At 67.3% G+C, this 17,836-nt stretch carries 17 protein-coding genes; 6 read left to right on the top strand and 11 right to left on the bottom strand.

The window, feature by feature from the left end; translation table 11 throughout:
- Positions 1-228 precede the first annotated feature (228 nt).
- The 3 genes from FJR00_RS14000 to FJR00_RS14010 form a co-directional block, all read right to left on the bottom strand.
- A complete protein-coding gene (locus FJR00_RS14000) occupies positions 229-444 on the bottom strand; it encodes a hypothetical protein (protein WP_141339273.1) in 216 nt (71 codons plus the stop codon).
- 112 nt (positions 445-556) lie between these two features.
- Positions 557-2,047: a hypothetical protein gene (locus FJR00_RS14005; RefSeq protein WP_141339274.1), complete on the bottom strand. Its 1,491-nt coding sequence runs from the start codon at positions 2,045-2,047 to the stop codon at positions 557-559.
- Positions 2,044-2,394, bottom strand: a complete 351-nt coding sequence (locus FJR00_RS14010) for a hypothetical protein (protein WP_141339275.1) — start codon at positions 2,392-2,394, stop codon at positions 2,044-2,046. The genes FJR00_RS14005 and FJR00_RS14010 overlap by 4 nt, the downstream gene beginning before the upstream one ends.
- A gap of 261 nt (positions 2,395-2,655) precedes the next feature.
- On the opposite strand from FJR00_RS14010, the gene FJR00_RS14015 reads away from it, so the two are divergent.
- The gene (locus FJR00_RS14015; RefSeq protein ID WP_141339276.1) at positions 2,656-3,576 is read left to right on the top strand and encodes a M48 family metalloprotease; all 921 of its coding nucleotides are present in this window, start codon (positions 2,656-2,658) and stop codon (positions 3,574-3,576) included.
- A gap of 114 nt (positions 3,577-3,690) precedes the next feature.
- Here FJR00_RS14015 and FJR00_RS14020 read toward each other — a convergent pair whose 3' ends face one another.
- The 3 genes from FJR00_RS14020 to FJR00_RS14030 form a co-directional block, all read right to left on the bottom strand.
- On the bottom strand, positions 3,691-4,260 hold the full coding sequence (locus FJR00_RS14020) for a hypothetical protein (protein WP_141339277.1): 570 nt from the start codon (positions 4,258-4,260) through the stop codon (positions 3,691-3,693).
- Positions 4,257-4,868 carry a hypothetical protein gene (locus FJR00_RS14025; RefSeq protein ID WP_141339278.1) on the bottom strand — a complete coding sequence of 204 codons (612 nt, stop codon included), beginning with the start codon at positions 4,866-4,868 and terminating at the stop codon, positions 4,257-4,259. Before FJR00_RS14025 ends, FJR00_RS14020 begins: the two co-directional genes overlap by 4 nt.
- 520 nt (positions 4,869-5,388) lie before the next feature.
- Positions 5,389-5,730: a histone-like nucleoid-structuring protein Lsr2 gene (locus tag FJR00_RS14030; protein ID WP_181409644.1), complete on the bottom strand. Its 342-nt coding sequence runs from the start codon at positions 5,728-5,730 to the stop codon at positions 5,389-5,391.
- Positions 5,731-6,102: 372 nt separating this feature from the next.
- On the opposite strand from FJR00_RS14030, the gene FJR00_RS14035 reads away from it, so the two are divergent.
- Positions 6,103-7,071 (top strand): hypothetical protein, encoded by a 969-nt coding sequence (locus tag FJR00_RS14035; RefSeq protein WP_141339280.1) that lies wholly within the window; start codon positions 6,103-6,105, stop codon positions 7,069-7,071.
- A 703-nt stretch (positions 7,072-7,774) separates the two neighbouring features.
- The gene (locus tag FJR00_RS14040; RefSeq protein WP_141339281.1) at positions 7,775-8,659 is read left to right on the top strand and encodes an HNH endonuclease; all 885 of its coding nucleotides are present in this window, start codon (positions 7,775-7,777) and stop codon (positions 8,657-8,659) included.
- Between the two features lie 319 nt (positions 8,660-8,978).
- Here the strand turns inward: FJR00_RS14040 and FJR00_RS14045 are convergent, their stop codons facing one another.
- The 3 genes from FJR00_RS14045 to FJR00_RS14055 all read right to left on the bottom strand — a co-directional run bounded on the left by FJR00_RS14045 (position 8,979) and on the right by FJR00_RS14055 (position 11,203).
- Positions 8,979-9,170, bottom strand: a complete 192-nt coding sequence (locus FJR00_RS14045; RefSeq protein WP_141339282.1) for a hypothetical protein — start codon at positions 9,168-9,170, stop codon at positions 8,979-8,981.
- 51 nt (positions 9,171-9,221) lie between these two features.
- Complete coding sequence (locus tag FJR00_RS14050; RefSeq protein ID WP_141339283.1) at positions 9,222-9,896, bottom strand: hypothetical protein; 675 nt, start codon at positions 9,894-9,896, stop codon at positions 9,222-9,224.
- 122 nt (positions 9,897-10,018) lie between these two features.
- Positions 10,019-11,203 carry a tyrosine-type recombinase/integrase gene (locus FJR00_RS14055; protein WP_141339284.1) on the bottom strand — a complete coding sequence of 395 codons (1,185 nt, stop codon included), beginning with the start codon at positions 11,201-11,203 and terminating at the stop codon, positions 10,019-10,021.
- A gap of 276 nt (positions 11,204-11,479) precedes the next feature.
- Here FJR00_RS14055 and FJR00_RS14060 point away from each other — a divergent pair, with 276 nt between their 5' ends.
- Positions 11,480-12,328 carry a hypothetical protein gene (locus FJR00_RS14060; RefSeq protein WP_202876689.1) on the top strand — a complete coding sequence of 283 codons (849 nt, stop codon included), beginning with the start codon at positions 11,480-11,482 and terminating at the stop codon, positions 12,326-12,328.
- Positions 12,329-12,965: 637 nt separating this feature from the next.
- Here FJR00_RS14060 and FJR00_RS14065 read toward each other — a convergent pair.
- On the bottom strand, positions 12,966-14,255 hold the full coding sequence (locus tag FJR00_RS14065; protein WP_141339286.1) for an ISL3 family transposase: 1,290 nt from the start codon (positions 14,253-14,255) through the stop codon (positions 12,966-12,968).
- 389 nt (positions 14,256-14,644) lie between these two features.
- On the opposite strand from FJR00_RS14065, the gene FJR00_RS14070 reads away from it, so the two are divergent.
- A complete protein-coding gene (locus FJR00_RS14070; protein WP_141339287.1) occupies positions 14,645-15,970 on the top strand; it encodes a hypothetical protein in 1,326 nt (441 codons plus the stop codon).
- A 325-nt stretch (positions 15,971-16,295) separates the two neighbouring features.
- Here the strand turns inward: FJR00_RS14070 and FJR00_RS16685 are convergent, their stop codons facing one another.
- Positions 16,296-16,691 (bottom strand): HIT family protein, encoded by a 396-nt coding sequence (locus tag FJR00_RS16685; RefSeq protein ID WP_141339288.1) that lies wholly within the window; start codon positions 16,689-16,691, stop codon positions 16,296-16,298.
- 162 nt (positions 16,692-16,853) lie between these two features.
- On the opposite strand from FJR00_RS16685, the gene FJR00_RS14080 reads away from it, so the two are divergent.
- The gene (locus tag FJR00_RS14080) at positions 16,854-17,426 is read left to right on the top strand and encodes a hypothetical protein (protein WP_141339289.1); all 573 of its coding nucleotides are present in this window, start codon (positions 16,854-16,856) and stop codon (positions 17,424-17,426) included.
- Positions 17,427-17,836 lie beyond the last annotated feature (410 nt).

The raw sequence follows: 17,836 nt of genomic DNA on the forward strand, positions 1-17,836 counted from the left end.
CTGGCCGCCTCCGGTGGGCGGTGGCCCCTGCTTGTAGGAGCTGGGGAGCACCTCGTCAGGACGAGAAGTCGAGCCTGACGGGGTGCTGCCCAACGAGGTCGGACTGAAATTTCCGATGGGCAGGCCTCTTGACCGGGGCCGGCTCTGCGCCGTCTCACCGCAATCTCAGACGCCGGCAGGACACGGGTGGACGCACCAGCGGTGCCCTCTCCTGCCCGTTCGCGGCCTTCAGCTGGGCGTCTCGCGTTCGCGTGCTATCAGCCAGCGACGTAGCGTCGCCGGGTCGAGGCCGGCGGTCTTCGCGACGATCTTGAGGTCGAGGTCGGCGGCGATGGCTACTGAGGCACGGGCGACGAGCAGGGCACGGGCTTGTTCGAGGTTGGTGGCGGCGTCTGCCACGAGCTCGAGCGCGCGCTGCTGAGGCGGGACGTCGTCGGTGCTCACACTCGCGGAGGATACCCGCCCCTGCGGGCCTCGTCCGAGGGGCGCCTTGATGGACAGCCGTTTTGCCGAACCGGATACGGCTGCCGGCGAGCCGTGCAGAGCGGTCGGCTGATCAGCGTCCCGGGGTGGTGACGGCACCGGGGGCCGGGGCCGGGGCGGCCCGATGACGTTCGGTGGTCTGTGAGCGGGTCAGTCGCGTGGGGGCGGGCTCGTTCGTGGCCCAGCTGGGTGGCAGGTGCATGGACTCGACGTTCCGGTCGTCGGCGCCGATGGTCGCGCGGAGGGCTGCTCTGGAGGCGGCTGCTGCCTGCCCGGAGGGTCGTTCCAGGAGAGGTCGCAGGGGTTCGGGCAGCAGCACGGCGCGTCGGAGCAGGATGTCGCGGGGTGCGATGACGGGGTTCTCGGTCGGGTCGGTCTCGGGCCATCCGCGGGGGACGGAGCGGGGTTTGTTGGTCGGGGGGTCCAGCTCTCGGGCGAGGTCGTTGGCGGGTCTGGCGTTGACCACGAAGGGGGCTCGTCGGGCGGTGTCGTGGAAGAGCTCGCCGACGCTGGCGAGGGTGGCGTGGAGGTGGTGCAGGGATCTGAGCACGGTGGGCATGTGCACGCGTTCGGCAATGTGCTGGCCGGTGGCGGCGCCGATCCGGTCCCGGGTGACTTCGAGCATGGCGTTGACCAGTTCCCACGATGCTTCGCGCAGGTCGCCGGCGGTGGGGACCTGGGGGTGGTGCAGGGTGTGCCACACCGTGTTTGCGTGTCCCCAGCGTTCGATCATGGTCTCCAGGGCGGGGGTGATCTCGTGGGTGTAGGCGTGGGGGTCGACGTGCCCGGTGTCGGCGGCGGCCCGCCACAGCCGGTGGGTGTGGACGGTGGCGGCGAAGGCGGTGCCGGCGACCTGGGCCATCGCGTCTGGGGTGGGGGCGCGGGTCAGGGTCCGTTGGGCGTGCACGTCCCAGGTGGCTATGGCGTCCTCGATGCGGGTGTCGTCCACGGGTTGTCGGTGCCGCCCGTCCAGCCCGGTGGGGTAGTGGCCGCGCAGGTAGGAGTGGGCGATCTGCTCGGCGTCCAGGACCCGTGCCCGCAGGTCGTCGGCAGGGACGTTGTACACCTGGAGGCGTTCGTCGCGGTTCTCGGCGCGGGCTGTGGTGGCCAGGGCGACGGAGACGGCGTGGGAGGTGACGTAGAGGGTGTGCATGATGTGCAGGCGGGCGGCGAAGGCGTCCTGGTTCTGCCGGGGGGTCCACCGGGTGCCGGTCCGGCCGATGCCGGAGTTCTCGATCATCCCCGCTGCGCGGGTGAACAGGGTTCCGATCTCCTGCAGGGTGGGGTCGACCTGGCGTGCCTGGCCGGCGCTGCGGTGCAGGGTCCTGGCGGTGCGGGCCAGCTGGGTGATGACGTCGTGCCCGGTGCCGGGCAGGTCCGAGGGGCGCGGCAGGTGGGACCAGAGCTCGGCGGCGCCTTCGACGACCTCGCCCCAGGCGCGGACCATGGCCCGCCCGTCCCGTTCGGGGGCCTCGTAGAGCAGGCGGCGGGCCAGCAGGTCGGCCCGGTCCATCAGCTCCCCGGTGCTGGGCGGGTAGATGCTCGGGGGCCGGCGCCTGCTCACCAGAACCGCCGCAGGGTCTCGGTCAGCCGGCACAGGAGGGTGCCGGTGCCCGGTGGCATCTGCTCCAGCGGCACGGTCCGCAGGACCTGCTCGGCGGCCGCGGCCAGGTCGACCGGGTCGAGCCCGGCCGGGCCCGGCACGTGGGACAGCAGGTGCCGCACCGGCGCAGGGACCAGGTCCAGGACCTGACCCCGCAGGCAGGACAGGGCGAACGCCAGGTCCACCTCGTCCATGCCTCGGGTGCGGGAGTCCGTAAGGGTGGCCTCGGCGTCGGCCTGGGCCAGCAGCCGGTGTGCCCGCAGCAGCACCCCGACGGGGGACAGGACCTGGTGCTCGTGCATCGTCATCGAGGTCGCTCCTGGGATCGGTGTGTCGGTTCCCTCCCTGGGTAGGGCTTCCGATGACACGGGTGCGGCGGCTCCGCACAGGGGCGGGGACGCACCGGGGAACACGGGGGTGGTTGTGGACGACCCAGTGGGCAGGGCCGGCAGGTGGGGCAGGGTGGTCATGACCCCCGGACGCGGGCCGGCGTGGCCTGCGGGGTCCACGAGGTCCGGGCACCCGGGTCAAGGACGCCGGGGGTTGCGGCGGGGATGGAGGTGGTGGTCGTGGACGTGCCGGTCGCGCGCCGAGCCCGGTTGAGGGCCCTGCTCGTGCCTGCCGTGTGGAGCCTGATGGGCTGGGCCCTTGCTCTCGAGAGCGCGCTGGCGGTGGACGCGTGGCCGGTGGTGGCCGGCGGTCTGGCGCTGGTGGTGCTGGCCTGCACGGGCGTGGGGGAGCGGTGGACGGCCCGGGTGCTGCTGCGGGGTCGTGTCCCGCGGCTACATCAACGGCATACGTTGGCGCCGGTCGCGAAGGTGCTGCTGGACCACGGCGTCGTCGTGGACGGGCTGCTGCTGCTCGTCGGACCCGGCCCCGGGGTGGGTGCCATGGCGGTGGGGGAGCGGACCCTCGTCGTGACCAGGGGCCTGGTCGAGGCGGTCCGGTCAGGACGCCTGGCGCCGGTGACCGCGGCCTCGGTGATCGCCCACGAGCTCGGAATTGTCCGGGCGGGCCTGACGCGCCGGTCACAGGCCTGGGCGGTCTTCCTGCTGCCCTGGTCGGCCCTGGTGGGGTTCCTGGCGCTCCTGTGGGGGATCGTGACCGTGTTCGTGCCCGCCTGGGTTCTGGGGGCTTGCATGGTGATCTCCGCCGGCGTGGGGCTCTGGCTGGGGGCGACCGAGCACCCGGTCCACCTGGCCAGCACCCTGGTGATGGCCGTGGTGGCATGGACGTGGTGGTCGTCCTCGGTCTGGCACCGGGTCCGGGCCCAGGTCGGTGACGACCACCTGGTCAATGTCGGCCTCGCCGGGTCTTTCGCGGACTACCTGGGCGCCACCGGCAGCGACGACGCGACCCTCGACCGGATCGTCCGTCTGCAGCAGCAGGACTCCTGGCACCCGGGTCGGTCCGGTGACGGGACCCGGCCGCGGGAGCAGACGCCCGCCCAATGGCACGGCGCCAGTAGCAGAACTTGGCTCCCTCGATGACAACCAGGGGGGGGGCAAAGGAGCTGGCGCCGCAGAGGAGACGGCCCGTTGTTCAGTGTCGGATGACGCGCGGCCGGGGCCGTGGCCGTGGGGCCGGTGCGGGGCGAGGTCGACCTATGGTTCCTCGTCGGCTGTGGGGACGAGCCGCAGACGAGGGGTGCCGTCCTCCTGTCCGATGTCGTGGGCCGGCTGGTCGCTGATCATGCGGGCGGCGTCGCCTATCGCGTCGGCCGCGGTGGCCAGGAACCGGCGTGCAACCATCCCGGAGGTTCTCAGGGTCGGGGTCAGCTGGTCCTGTCGGCAGAGGGCGGACGCGGCCGGGCCCATCGCGTGGCTCGCCGCGTGCAGCGAGGTCGCTGCGGACACCAGCGCGCCCACGCACGGCGAGAGCGGGACGACCCCGTGGTCCGGTCCGCCGGGGCCGGGTGGCCGGGCCGCGTCGCCCAGCTGTCGGGCGTCGGCCCCGGTCTCGCGCAGACGCCGGCGCAGGTCCTCGGCCTGGTCGATCAGCACCCGCGCGTCCGTGGAGGTGCCGACGAGCAGGATCCACGCCCGCAGATCCCGCGCGAGGCGGTCCAGCGCCGTGCTGAGCGCGACGAGGTCACCCCGCAGGTCCCCAGGACCGGGACCGGTCGACCGCTCGGGTCGGGTCGCCGGCAGGACGAAACCGTGGCCGGTGCTCATCGGGGCGTCCCGTTCGACGGCGCGGGTGGCCCGACGTCGTGCCGCAGCGCCCGGGTCCGCAGGCCGCTGTCACGGGCCTGCGCCCTCACCTGGGTGACGAGCTCGCTGGTACGCGCTTGGGCACGGTCAAGGTCCTGGTCGCCGTAGCGTGCCTGGTTCGCGGCCGCCTGGACCATCCCGTGGAGACGTTGCACCGTCCTGCCATCGCCCACGCCGTCACCATTGCCGGCGATCGTGAGTGAGACGGTGCGTGCGCGGTCGGCAACCTCGCGCAGCGATGTCGCCGACCCGGCCAGCGTCGTGCCGGTGGCCCCCAGCTGGGTGCGCAGATCCTCCAGGTCACGCAGTAGACGTACCTGTGCAAGTTCCTCGTGCGTCCCCACCGCACGACCCGCCCCTGCCAGGACGGCCGCGGCCTTCAGTCCGGCGATCCCGTCCTGCAGCTTGCGGTCGACCTGCGCGCCGGCTGCTGCACCCTGCTCGCATGAGACGACGATCCCACGCAGGAGAACACCCCGCTCGGCAGCCGGTGCGCCGCGACCGCCTGAGAGGCGTGGGGCGGCGAGCCGGGCCAGCCTGAGGTGGGCGTCGAGCACGTCGAGCCGCATGCGGGACAGCTCCCAACGGACCCGGGGAAGGACCTGGGACACGTGGACCAAGACCGATCTGGCCTCGTCCCATTCCGGACGAGCGTTCACGGTCATGAGAGCGTCCGCCCTGGCAGGGTCGCCGCTTTGAGGTCCCGGTATGGCGGACACACGCTCGTACAGGCGGAACCAGGGCTGGGCCGCGTAGCAGCCATGGGACAGAACAAGCCCAGTAGGGGGGTCTGCCCGCTGACGGTGTTCGGTTGCACAGCGCCTCTCCCATCCTCGGTCCGCCAGGTCGTCGCGTAATGGCGGTCCTTCACCACAGGCCCGGGGGTCCCATCCCCGGGGTCCACGGACTTTCATCGCAAACCGGTGGGGGAGGGCGCGCACCGGTCGAGGTGTGGGTGCGCGGCCCTCGTACGGGCGCACGGGACGCCTCCGGCGAGGCGCAACGACCCAGAGGGAGGGATCTCGAACACGTCGTCCGGACAGAGCAGCGACCCCTGGCCGGGGACGGCCAGGGGTCACTCGGGGGGTCTCAGGACCTGTGGGCCTGCTCCCACTGGTCGATCAGGTTCTGCGGGAGACGTCCCCGCTTGGGGTAGTCGATGTTCTGCTCGTCCAACCAGGACTTGATCGCCTTGGTCTGCGAGGGGGCGCGCTTGGCGGAACTGGCCGCATCCGTCTGACGGCGGCCACCGACCCGACGGCCGGCCTCGACGTACTTCTGGATCGTGTTGGCGAAGTCGTCGGCTTCCTCCTGGGAGAGATCGATCTCGTAGTCAACGCCGAGAAAACCGAACTTGACGGTTTGACCGTCCTCACCGAGCTCGGTCCCGGACAGGTCCGAGACGAGAATGGTCTGTACCTTCTGCGCCACTGTGGCTCCTAAGCGAGTTGGGATTGTCGAGACCAGCCTACGACCATTTGGCCTGGGTTGGGTACACATCAGGGCCGATTGCACTCGCGAGACAAGATTCGCTGCCCATATCACCAGGGCAGTCTCGCGGATCGGTCTCCAGCTTGCTCACTTGAGTATCCGACGGGCCACAGGATGCAAGCAAGCGTCAAGTCGAGGTAAAGTCGCGCGGCCCGCGGCACTGTACTGGGCCATGCGTGGCGATGCGATGTGCCTCGGATCCGACGACCCAACCAGCGGTTCCGCGCCCCAAGCGGGCAGAGTGCCGCTGGGGGTGGGTGCCGATACGGTCTAGTCTGCGGAGAGTCGGTGCCCAACCAGGAGATCAGTGCGATGACTGCCACCAACCGAACGCCTGCCAAAGACGTCCCGGGTGTCATTGAGATCACGGACGGCTTGCGGCAATGGGCTCAACGCTTCAGCGGCGATCCCACGGCGATTGCTGCTTCGCGGGCGATGACCCATCACAACTGGCATGCCGCAGACACGATGCCCTCCGCTGGCCGTTACAAATCCTCGGCGGCGCAAGCTGCTTTGAAGGCTGTCCGAGAGGGCGTTCTCCCGCGCGAGGCCTTCAACAATGCCGCTGATGGCACCAACCCACGCACCACAACTGGGGAGCAGGCAGCTGTGACATTGAGAATGCTGCATGACGCGGGAGCGCCCATCGAGTTCATGACGGTGCTGACGGACGCCTACGGCGTGGACCTCAACGACGTCAGGCTGGCCTGGGCCCGTCTTGGGTCCGATGAGCAGGAAGCCGTGGAGCAAAACCGAATCGAGGGCACAGGTTCAAAGGGATTCGCCCAAGGCGGAAGGCCCTACGTGGAGTCGTCCCGAACTCTCCAGGACGAGGAGTCGAGCGCGGAGCCCGCGTTCGTCCTGTGGAACGCGGACGCGATCGACCGCGGTACCCAGGCCCACAAGGACCTCGAGGTCGAGCTCGCCGAACGCATCCGCCAGTCCGGCTTCGTGCCCCTGTCCCCCCGCGGCGGCGACGAGCCGTTCGACGTCGCTTGGGTGGCCGATCACGTGCTCTACATCTGTGAGGTTAAGAGCACCACGAGCGCCAACGAGGAGTCGCAGTTGCGTCTCGGCCTCGGCCAACTGCTCAGCTACCTCCACCGGACCAACATCGAGCACTGGCCGCACGTTCAGGCCATGCGGGGCGTACTGGCTATCGAGAGTGCACCCGCGCAGAGCCGTTCCGACTGGGTGGACATCTGCGCGGCGAGCGGGGTCAGGCTTGCCTGGCCGGACCGCTTCCCTGACCTCTTCGAGGGGGTGGGGACCGACGGCTGACGGAGCATCGGGTGGCGTCGAGTCAGCCGCACCCCCGTGCTGCCCGCCGGGCGGTCACCAGGTCGACGGACTCCTGGTCCTCAGTCGGTAGCCGTACTGGGGATGAACTCATCTTTCCGCGACAACCTCGCTAGGCGCATCGCGTCAAGCGCGGCGGTATGACGCGCGCCGCGCGGCAGAAGCGTGTGCGAGCTTCATGACACGATGGCGCGGTGTCCACCAGTCGCACCCGCTTCCGTGTCGCAGTGGCGATAGCAATCGGCCTGATCGCTGGTGGCTTGCTCGCCAGTGCCGTAATCGGTCCCAGTTCCTTTGGTTGGTTCGCTTACAAGCCCGTGCCAGCCGATGGGCCCGTTCCGTGATGCTGTTGCCCGAGGCAACTGTTGGCCCTCGCCGTCACGCTCATCGGGGCCTTGCTGCTGAGCCTGCTCATCGGGTTTCGGATCGGGGAACGGTATGCGGGTGACGAAGAAAGGGGCGTTTGACTCCAGCGCGAGCGACTCGCGGCAGGAGGGTGCTGAGCAGGCTCCTAAAGTCAGTACCATCGCCTCATGGACCAGAGCTAGCGGTGCTCTATGGCCGAGATGGAATCCTGTGCCCAGAAGCCGCAGGGAAGGGTTACAGCGTGAGCCAGCCGAAGGGGGCCGCACGGCGTTCGCGTCTCGCGGATCCCCGAGGCAGGACCGGTGGAAGGGTCTAAGCGATGACGAGCACTGACGGGGAGAGATACAAGAAGCACGCGTTCACTGCGGCTGAGAGGTTCGCCGTCTTCAACACCCACGGGGACAGGTGCTACCTCGGTGGGGAACTTCTTACCGCGACCACTTTCGAGGTGGACCACATCTTGCCCGAGGCGCTTCTGCAAACGCCGCCCGAATTGCAGAAGGTGCTGTCTGCTTTTGATCTACCCGCCGACTTCAACCTCAACGACTTCGGGAACTGGCTGCCCGCTTGTCGCCCGTGCAACGGTCGAAAGCGAAAGCAAGTTTTCCGGCCGACGCCTATCGTTCAGCTGGAGATCGACCGGGCCCGCTCAAAGGCGGAGGGCGCCAGAAGGCGAGCGCAACGGGCAGTCAGCGAGAGGGATCTAGCCAACGCTGTCGCCAAATTGGCCAAAGCTCACGAGATGACCCACCTGCCTGAAGGCTACGAAGATCTTGCCGTTGCGACCATGATCCTAGCCAAGGCACACGCGTCAGGCAGTCTTCCCAAGGCGTACCAGGAGTTGGCGAGGAAGGCGAAGGAGGTAGTGAGTGTGCCCGACAACTTCGAGGTGTGGGCGGCCCCCGTCATCGATGACTACGTGGCTGAGCACGCCGCCAGTGCAAGCCGAGAGGTCCTATCCGAAACGGAGGCGGGAGTGGATCCGTCGCCACGATTGCATCTGACACCCAGCCAGTCGGTCCCCCTTTTTGAGGTGCTCTCTGACGACGGAAGGCGCGCGACCGTTCGCGGGCCCTATGGCGTCGGTGGCGGGCCAAGCCTTCAGTCGAATCCCGGTCCTGGGGCGGCCTGCTGGTCCTGCGGGCTTCCCTTCTGGAACGGAACTCGTTGTGTCGCATGCGGGGCCCAGAACGATGGCGACTAGGGCCGCGGACTTGCCCCCAGGTGCCAGCCGCCGGTCTCCGAGTCTTCCGACCGAGTCTCAGGTTCGGGCTGCCGGGAGGCTTCCTCTCAGAATTCTTCCTGGGCGGCATTGACAGCCGGGGGAGGAACTGGGCCTTTTTGGGATGGGAAACACGCAAGCTGTCGGGCCTTCAGCGGTGGATCTCGGGACGCTGGTTACATACTGAGAGCCTGCGGAGCAGATCGCGTGCAAGGCCTCGCACGACGGATCCCCGGCTTGTACGCCACTTCGCAAGTCGGACGCGGGTAGCCAACCTCCGCGGAGAGGGGGACTCCTCGGCCTAGTCCCAATGGCGTTCGTCAACTGCGTCTTGCCACCAAGCGTCGAGCTCCGACGCGGCGGTCTTGCCGTCGTGCTCGATGTGGCCCTTGCGGCTAGAGACCTGGAGAAGCATCCAAGCGGCGTTGGCCATCTCGGAGTACCCGACGTCATCGACGTCGGTCAACACTATCTTGATCTCGCGCTTTGACATATGCCGCATCCTAGTGCGGGCCGATGGGCTCTTGCTGGCGCTCGCTCCACGTCACCACCACCGCTCCATCTCTTGCCACTCGGATGCGCTCTCGTCCCAGGCGTAGAACTTGTTCGGCGCTCCGCCTGCAAACTCTAGGTAGGGCTCGCTGGCAGGGTGCGGATCGAGGAACTCGCTCCTCCCATCTACCAGGACAGGCAGGCGGACACGCCACCTGTACCCGCGCGGCACCTTACTCACGACGTCTATGTCGAACCGTTCGGCTTCGTTAGGGGCCAGCGAATAGGACCGGGGCTTCGGCTCGTACACGTCACCGCTCGGGTGGATTACCTTAACCACCGGATCCTGGGGGCCGAGTTCGTCCAGGTCGATTGTGTAGCCGTTAGGGATAATCGATGCCCCACCAGCAGCCATCCAGATGGCTGCGTCTCCTGCAGGGAGGTCCCAGGAATCCAGCACTTCAACTTCTGGCGACTTGACGATGACGGTGGAGGGTGAGCGTCCGATCAGGTGAACCGTGGCTGTTTGGCTGCCCATCAGGAGTCCACCGTTTTGGGATACCCAGTCGTTCCATCGGTGGCGTGCCGTCGGTGGGGTTTCGTCAGGCAGGCCTTCGGGAAAGAATGCGTACTGTGTGATCCATCCAGCTGGCGCTCCGGCCCAGACTGTCCCGAAGTCTGTGCTGATATACGCGTCAAGTCCGGTGTCGCGCGTTACGTGACCCATCGCGCGACGTCCTTTTCGATGCCACAACTCGATGCCAGCCCCGCCGAGCAGCGCTCCGGCGGCTCCAGACAATAACTCGCTCCACACCAGACGGTTCCCTCCCACTAGATCCCGCAGTTGCGTTAGTCGACTAACAGGCAACCCATGAATGTGTCGAGCACCTGCACGCCCATCCTAAGGTGCCTAGCCCGCCAAGAGCGCGCCGGGCAGTAGCAAGTGCCCGGAGGGGTCTCCGAATTCTGTATTCGGCGTGAGAGGGATGTACCGAACCTTGAGCGCGCATCTCTCGGCGGTCGATTGCTGTCACGATCGTGGGCTCGTCCTGCCGCCGGTCCACTGCGTCGATCTCGGCGGAACTGACGTCGGCCGTGAACCTGGACCGGCTTAGACGCCGGCGACGTAGGCGGTGAGGAAGTGGACGCCGTGGCGGTCGAGGTTGCCGCGGCTCGGTCGTAGTGCTCGGTGGTTCTGGGGTCGGCGTGCCGGGCGAGGATCTGGGCGTCGCGCAGGGGCACGCCGGCGTCCAGGGCGTTGGTGATGGCGGCGTGGCGTAGCGAGTGGGGGCTGATGTGCCGGGGGATCCGCGCGGTCTTCGCGATGCGCTGCACCATCCGGTAGACGTCACGTCGGTCGATCGGTCTGCCGGAGAGCGGGCGCAGCACCAGTTGTCCGGTGGTGCGCTCACCGCGGCAGGCCTCCAGGACCCGTAGCACGGGGACGGTCAGCGGCATGGTGGCCGGCTTGTTGCCCTTGCCGACTAGGTGCAGCACCCGGTGGCCCCGCAGGACGTCGGCGTAGTCCTCGATCCGTACCGCTGCCGCCTCGGAGGCGCGCAGCGCGTTGATCCCGAGCAGGTAGGCCAGTGCGCCGTGGTGGACGGTGATGGTCTGGGCGACCTGGAGGAAGCGGATCAACTCCAACCGGTCCAGGCCCTGGGTGCGGGACTCGTCCCGGTGGACCTTCGGAAGCCGGGCGTAGACGGCCGGGTCGGCGGGGATGGTGCCGTCGATGTGCGCGAACCGGAAGTAGCCCCGGACGGCGTGCATCATCGTGTTTACCGAGGAGTCCATCAGGCCCGCTTGTCCAAGCTCTCGGATGTAGAGCGCGACGTGCGCTCGCTGTATCCCGACCAGAGGGTCCAGCCCGTTGCTCTCGCACCAGGCGCACAAGCGGCCCAGTTGGGTCCGGTACAGGGCATGCGTCGCTCCGGAATACCGCGCCAGGAACGAGACCGCCGCAAGTTGCGCGGTGCTCATCGATGACGGTTGGAACGGCAGTGGCGTCGTGGAGCTGGTCGTGGTGGACATGGTCGCCTCCTGCGGCGACCTGGGTCCGGGCCAAGTCGGTGCCCGCCGCCAGCCCGACGAGGCTGTCGACTCCCACGACGCTACGCCGACCCCAAGCACCGCGTCCGGTCGCGGCGGAATGACGCACCGCCCGCGGAGGGCAATCGTCTGTGCGGACCAGTCGATACGGTCTGAGTCATGTCAACCCCGCAACCTCATCCTCCGCAGCCGACGGGCCCAGTTTCGCCACGTCTTGTGGAGTTGGCCAACCTTTTCGGGTCTTGCCGGACTGCCTTCATGGCGACCGCAGACCGTTATCACTGGATTCCCGCCCCAGACTCCGCTGCGGAGCAAGACGCCAACGCCCTGCCATCACCCGACCCGGGGATCGTGGACCGCCAGGGGGAGACGGGGTTCCGACTGGTAACTGAGGTAGTTCAGACCTACATGCTTGCTGCTAGTGGGCATCTGGGGGGTCTGGCGAGCCTGTACGCCACAGGGGAAGTGCTCTTCTCCCCGGGTCTGCTCGTTCGTGCGGTTATGGAGAACTGCGCCCACGCTCTCTGGGTCCTCGGCGAGGCTGGAGATGACCCAGAGGAGCGGCTTGCGCGGGCTTACCTTGAGGAACTGAAGAGCGCGGAAGAAGCGCAAGGTGCTGCGAAGTTGATGGGTGGTACGACCAGCACCCAGTACCGGGCTGCGCGTGCGTGGCACCGGCTGTTGCGCAGGCAGGTCCAGAGCCGATTCACCGTCAGCCCCGACGAGCTCGGCACAGGTCAACTTCGTGGCCAGAGATTGCCGGGACTAACCGACTCGGTGTTATGGATGTATGACCTCACCGCGGCAGCGGGAGGCACGATCGACGCTCGGGCAGCAGAAGGTATGTACGGGTTCCTGTCGAACCTGACCCATCCGACCCTGTACCCGGTGAAGCAAATGCGAGTGTGGACCACCGACGAAACGGCTGAGCATGCTGTGGCTCACTTGCAGCTCGACGTCGAATTCAGCGAGAATTTGGCGCGAGCCGCATTCGCTGCGTTTTACAACACCCTCACCTACGTCACATCCTACTTCGGGTGGCCAACCGAAATTCACGACGGCCTCACGGCGAAACTTGACGAGATCATCCCAGGTTTCGTGATCTGACCTGTACGCGGCCCCGATGGGACCGGCGAGGGTTCGCTCATGTACTCCGGCGGTTCGCGGCACAGTTCAGGATCGCCCCCGGATCGTGTCCGTGGCTTCAACGTGTCCCCGCCGAGTCCCATTCGAGCGGACCCTCGTCTCCGGGGTGGGCAAGGATCGGAGCTCAGTCCAAGAACGTCAGCGAGAACAAGCGGCGGAATGACCCGGTTCCCGGTGTGGTCGCTCGAGTTGCACTGCGACACTCGCTCACGCTTGATATGTAGGTGATCTTCCGGGTCACCGGCGCGGCATCGTTGGCCTCGTCGATCCGCTCGAGTAGGAGCGGGATGAGTGCTGTGATGCCGTGCCTGATCCCGCCTGCGAAGGCTGCGCCGCGGTAGCGGCCCGCGCCGCTCCTCGTATGTCTGATTCTCCTCTGCCCCGTCCTACTCGGTTCCCCTCCACCCGGCCTGATCTCGGGCGAGTTCTGTGGGATGTCAGGACCGGGATCCAGCCGCTGACCTGCGTCGTTCCTTGGGGTTCCCGTTCCCGTTAGCAGCATGCCGAAAACAGCTCGGCCCCTCTGTTGCGCGCTAGGAGCTGGCTGGCTCCTCAGCCCAAATAGAGGCTCTTCGAGTTTGAGCGTGGTCCCGGGTGTTCACGCCGCGATCGGTCGGGGCGCGTAACCAATGATGCGGCATCTGTAGTTTCGGTGGTTGCGGTAGCCGCGCCCGACCCTCTTGATCGTCTTGACGGTCAGGTTCGCCGCCTCTGTGCGCGCGTTCGTGACCCTCGTCCTGCAGAACGTGAGCAGCTCACGCCGCCAGGCGCGCAGGGTGCGGAACAGCGCGGCGGGCTCAGGCAGGCGGGTGGCCCGCACGGCACGCTCGAGGGCGGCCCAGTGCCGCTGGAACGAGGACGTGTCGGTGGCGGTGAGGACCTGGCGCACGTGCTCCTTGATGCCCCACGCCACAGCCAGCTCGACGTCCTCGGCCAGGATCTCCTGCAGCTTCGTGCGCTGGCGGACGGTGAGCCGGTCACCGGCACAGGTGAGCAGCTTGCGGTACTTCCACGGGGCGTCACTCGCCCGGCCGCGGCGCTCGTGCAGCTCCCACACCCGACGGCGCCTCACCTTGGTGATCATCTCGTTGGCCAGGCGCACCACGTGCCAGTGATCCACGCTGACCCGCGCCTTCGGTAGTGCCTTGCGGACGGCGGCGCGGAACTCACTGGACATGTCCAGGGCGACGACCTGCACGCGGCGGCGCCACCACCGGGGCCGCGCTGCGAGCCAGGAGGTGACGACCTTGCCGCGGCGCCCGTCGACGACGTCGAGGATCGCGCCGTCGTCGAGGTCGGTGAACACGATCGACCACGGCTCGACCCGCCTCACCGCGTGCGTGTCGGGGTCGCGCAGGTAGCGCACGGTGCGGAACCGGTGCTCATCAATCCCCAGGTGCCGCACGTGGCGGCGGTCGACCCCGGTGTCCAGGTCCACGGTGCTGGTGAGCATCCGCATCACCGTCGGCCACGACAGGCCCGCCTCGTGCGAGACTCGGGACACCGCACGCGGCTCGGCCCGGCAGGCGCTGATCACCTGCTCGACCAGCCGCGTCGTGACCCTCGCCCGGGCCGGCAGCTGGTCGGTCTCCTCGGTGAACGAGCGGCGCGGGCACAGCGGCTCGCGGCAGGCGTAGCGCCGCTTGCGCACGACCACCTCGAGCGCTTCTCCGCCGCACGGGGCGTCCTTCACGCGCTGAGTAGGTCTGGCTTGGACCCGCGAGGACAGCACACCGCAGGACGGACACGCGCCCTCGGTCGCGGTCGTCTCGATGAGCACCTGCCGCGGCTGCTCACCGCCGACGGCAGGGCTGGCCGACACGACTCGATAGCCGGACAGGTTGAACAGGATCGACGCCGCATCGACGTCGAACGTAGGCTGGTGCACGCTCGCGGTCCTCGCTCATGAGATGTCTAGACAACACCCATGTTGGCGCAGGGCCGCGAGCCCTCAGATCAGGGCCCCACCACGCTCAAAGTCGAAGAGCCCAAATAGATCGCCGCCGCGACGGTCGAGCGGCCATACTGGACGCCGGTAACGCCAGTGCCAGTCTCGTTGCGGCCCTGGACTCCTGTCCGACCTCGCGCCGACGGCTTCAAGAGCACCGTTTCTCCCGACTCAACCGAAAGGGTTTGGTGGTGACAACCCCCCAATTTAGGCGACGCGCCACCGACGCGGCCAGGCGTTCCGCCCCTATCTTGATGGCGTTGACGCTGGTCGGGGTAGCTTGGCTTACGGTACGCGGCGCGGACGCGGGTGCCCCTTTTCCTGACGCTGTGCTCCAGGCCGAGGGTGTGGTGCTCGCTGCTGTAGTGTTTGTGCTGGGGCTGAATCAATCCGCCGTACAGCGCGGCTTCGACGCGATCCTGGGCGAGGCACGTAATTGGGAGGCGCGCGCTGCGGCCGCGTGCACCGCGGCAGACGCACCGGTGGCCGCGACGCGGGTATGGACTTGGGCGAGCCGCGACGCCTGGGTGTTGAACTTCAAGCGGGGAGCGAGCCTTCTTGACGACGCTCGGGACGTAGATGAGATCGAAAGGTACACGAACGACCGCTGGGCTTGGGAACGCCTTGAATGGGCCGGCCGGCTGAACCAACTTAATGAGCGGCTCGCTAACGGCAAGATCGCGAGCCATCGGCGCCGCCGTCGATTGGAGCAGGAGGTGGCCGACCTGAAGCGTCGCATCGACCGCAGCTATGAGCGCGCAGAAGAACTGGGCACGTTGACGGCGGGCCTGCGTCGGCTGTACGGGCGGGCCTTGATGATAGTTGCTCGAGCCCATCGCCTCGACAGGATGCTGAGGTGGTTCACCTATCTGCTCGTTACTGGCCTCTTCGTCGGTCTCGTGCGCGGAGGCCCTACCTTGGCGTCCGCGGCCGACCCTGGGGTGTGGGTTGCTGTAGCGCTTCCCGTGATTGCAGCTACTTATCGCACGGTGGTAGCGAGACAGCTGCTGAACGAGGCCGACTCACTGCTCAACGAACTTAAGGATTCGTGGCTTGTGCATCTGCACAACGCCGAGCGTGGCCTCGGGCTGGTTTGTGAGAAGCTCGCGAGCACCCTCGCGGAGTCCGGCATGCCGCACATTGACAAGGACTATGCGAAGGCAGTGTTGCTGGAACTGGACCTGGCCGAGCGCTCAGCGCCGGAGGTGCCTTGGCTCGCCAGCTTGCGTGGTCGGCTGCACCTTGCGCACGCGGTAGTGGCCTTGCGCCGACTGGAGCGGGGGAGCGATTTTGCGACCGAGAACGCAGAGCACGAGGCAGATCTCCTGCGTGAGTTAGCGACGGCGCAGTCGCTGTTACGTCGCGCCAGCGGTTGTGCGAGCGACCCCGTGGCTGGGCTGGCTCTGGCGAGGTGTCTGGAATTCTCGCTCGCCGACGACGACGTCGAGGGGCGACAAGAGGCAGCCGATTATGCGTGCCGTGCTTTGGACGTGCTGGAGCGCCTACGCCCGAACAGTTGGGACTTCGGCTTCGACCGCGCGACAGGAGTCCGGCTGGCGCATGACTGGACGTGGGGCCAGTCCTTCCTGTTGCGGCCGGAAAACTCCGAGCTGTCGGCACGCTTCGACCTCGTGGTGGATCATCTCACCGTTTGACTAACACGCTCAGGCACAACCGACCGTTCGGCGCTCGGTTCAGATGGTCGAGGGTGTCTAGGCCACTCGGGCACGGAGTCCGGTGGTCGGGCAGAAGATCACTAAAGCCCCGCACAGGCATGTTTCCCGGACACCGCTATCGGCAGACAGACGCGCGCGACATGCTGCCCCAATCTATGCTAGTCGAACCGGCGAAGACGGGGACGGCTACGCTCGTTTGACTGTCCGCGAGTGGTGTGCTTCTGGTCGGGTCGCGAGTAGCGTCCTTCGCGGCGGTATGACGCGCTTCCAGAGGGATCGGCCGGCGGCAGTTGCGGATGGTGAGTCAGTCCTCAGCAAGCGAGGCCGCGACGCGGTCGAGCTCGTCCCGGTTTACGCGTGTGCCCGGCAGCTCGATCACGACAGCGTCATCGCCATGCCGTGGAACAACGTGCATGTGGACGTGAGAAATATCCTGCTCGGCCTCTGCCCCATCGGACAGGTGCAGATTCACCGCTGGTGCGTGCTTTCCCTCGACTCCCCGCGCCATCAACTGCGTCATGCTCCACAGGGCGGCCCCCTCAACAGGGCTGAGGTCATCCAGCGAGGGGACATGTCGGCGCGGCACGATGAGCACGTGCCCGGGGCCACGGGGTATGCATCCATGAAAGCCACAGTCAGCTCGTCGCTCGCGGCGACGCTCGCCTCTCCCCGGTCGCTCGCGATCTCGCAGAACGAGCATGCAGCCGCCGCACTCCCAGACATGGACGCACTCTACGAGCACCCGTCCATGGTCGCGGAGAGTGCGGCATATGCGTGTGCATGAGCGGATGCTCTATACGAACGCCACACGCCGTCCTCGAGGATGACCCCCGGCCAGCGCAGCCGCGTAGGATGCCTTCGCATGGGGATCAGAGACGAAGCGGACGCGGTCCGGCGCGAGCGGGAGGAGAACCTTCGAGCGATTCGTCGTGAGGGACAACGCCACGCGCTCAGGTATCCAGTCGTTGCAGCCGCAATCCAAGCCGAACTGTTGGATTTTGTGGCTGCGCTGCACGGGAGGTGCTCCACTACGAATCTGCGGGACTATAGGCGATCGCTCTTTAAGCGCGACGACTGGAAGCCGACCAAGACTAAGTATCCGCCCGGGTACAGCTTCCAATTCTGGGAGACGAGACACACGCCCAAAGGCCCGACTTTCATCGACCTGGATGGCAACCTATGGGACGGCCCAGCATTGGAAGGCCCGAAGCACATGGTCGGGTGGCGCGACGAACTCATCGCTGGAGGCACCGTCCAGATGTTCGGGGTCAGTATCCGTCCTGGCGGCGACATCCCTGAGCACGTCGACGTGGCCACCCTTGACCAGACCGCGGTGCGAAACCTCGTCCAGTTTCACTATTGGGACCAAGATGCCGGTGAAGTGCTCGGGAACTTCCATGGGCTGCTGGTCCAGTTCGCGGCTGACTGTAGTTGACCGGCCCACGGAGACTCAGCTGATACGTCCGCGACGACCAGCGCGTCGGACGGCGTTCCACGACCGGTGATGGCACTCCAGGGCCCCTGTGCTTTTGCGGCGCCCTTCGGTATCGTGCCTGACTGGTGGGCAACGCTTGGCACTACGACGCGCAGCGCTGGCACATTCACTTGAATGCAGTTGCTAGCAGCGGCGTGTAGGCTCAAGTTGAAAGTCCGGTATGGGTGCGGCCTGGCCTTGCCGCAACAGTCGGTGACCGCGTCCGGTACTGAGACAGCGCATTGGAAAGGGCGAGGCCACAGGGATGCGTCACAGGTGTTCAGCGCCGCCTAGCCGCCCGCCAGGAACGTATGTGCTGGCCCGTAGACTCCCCACCTCGTCGCGGCATGACCGGATGCCTCTTGAGCGCA

The sequence above is a fragment of the Ornithinimicrobium kibberense genome (genome assembly GCF_006519705.1).
In the GTDB taxonomy this organism is placed as follows: domain Bacteria; phylum Actinomycetota; class Actinomycetes; order Actinomycetales; family Dermatophilaceae; genus Ornithinicoccus; species Ornithinicoccus kibberensis.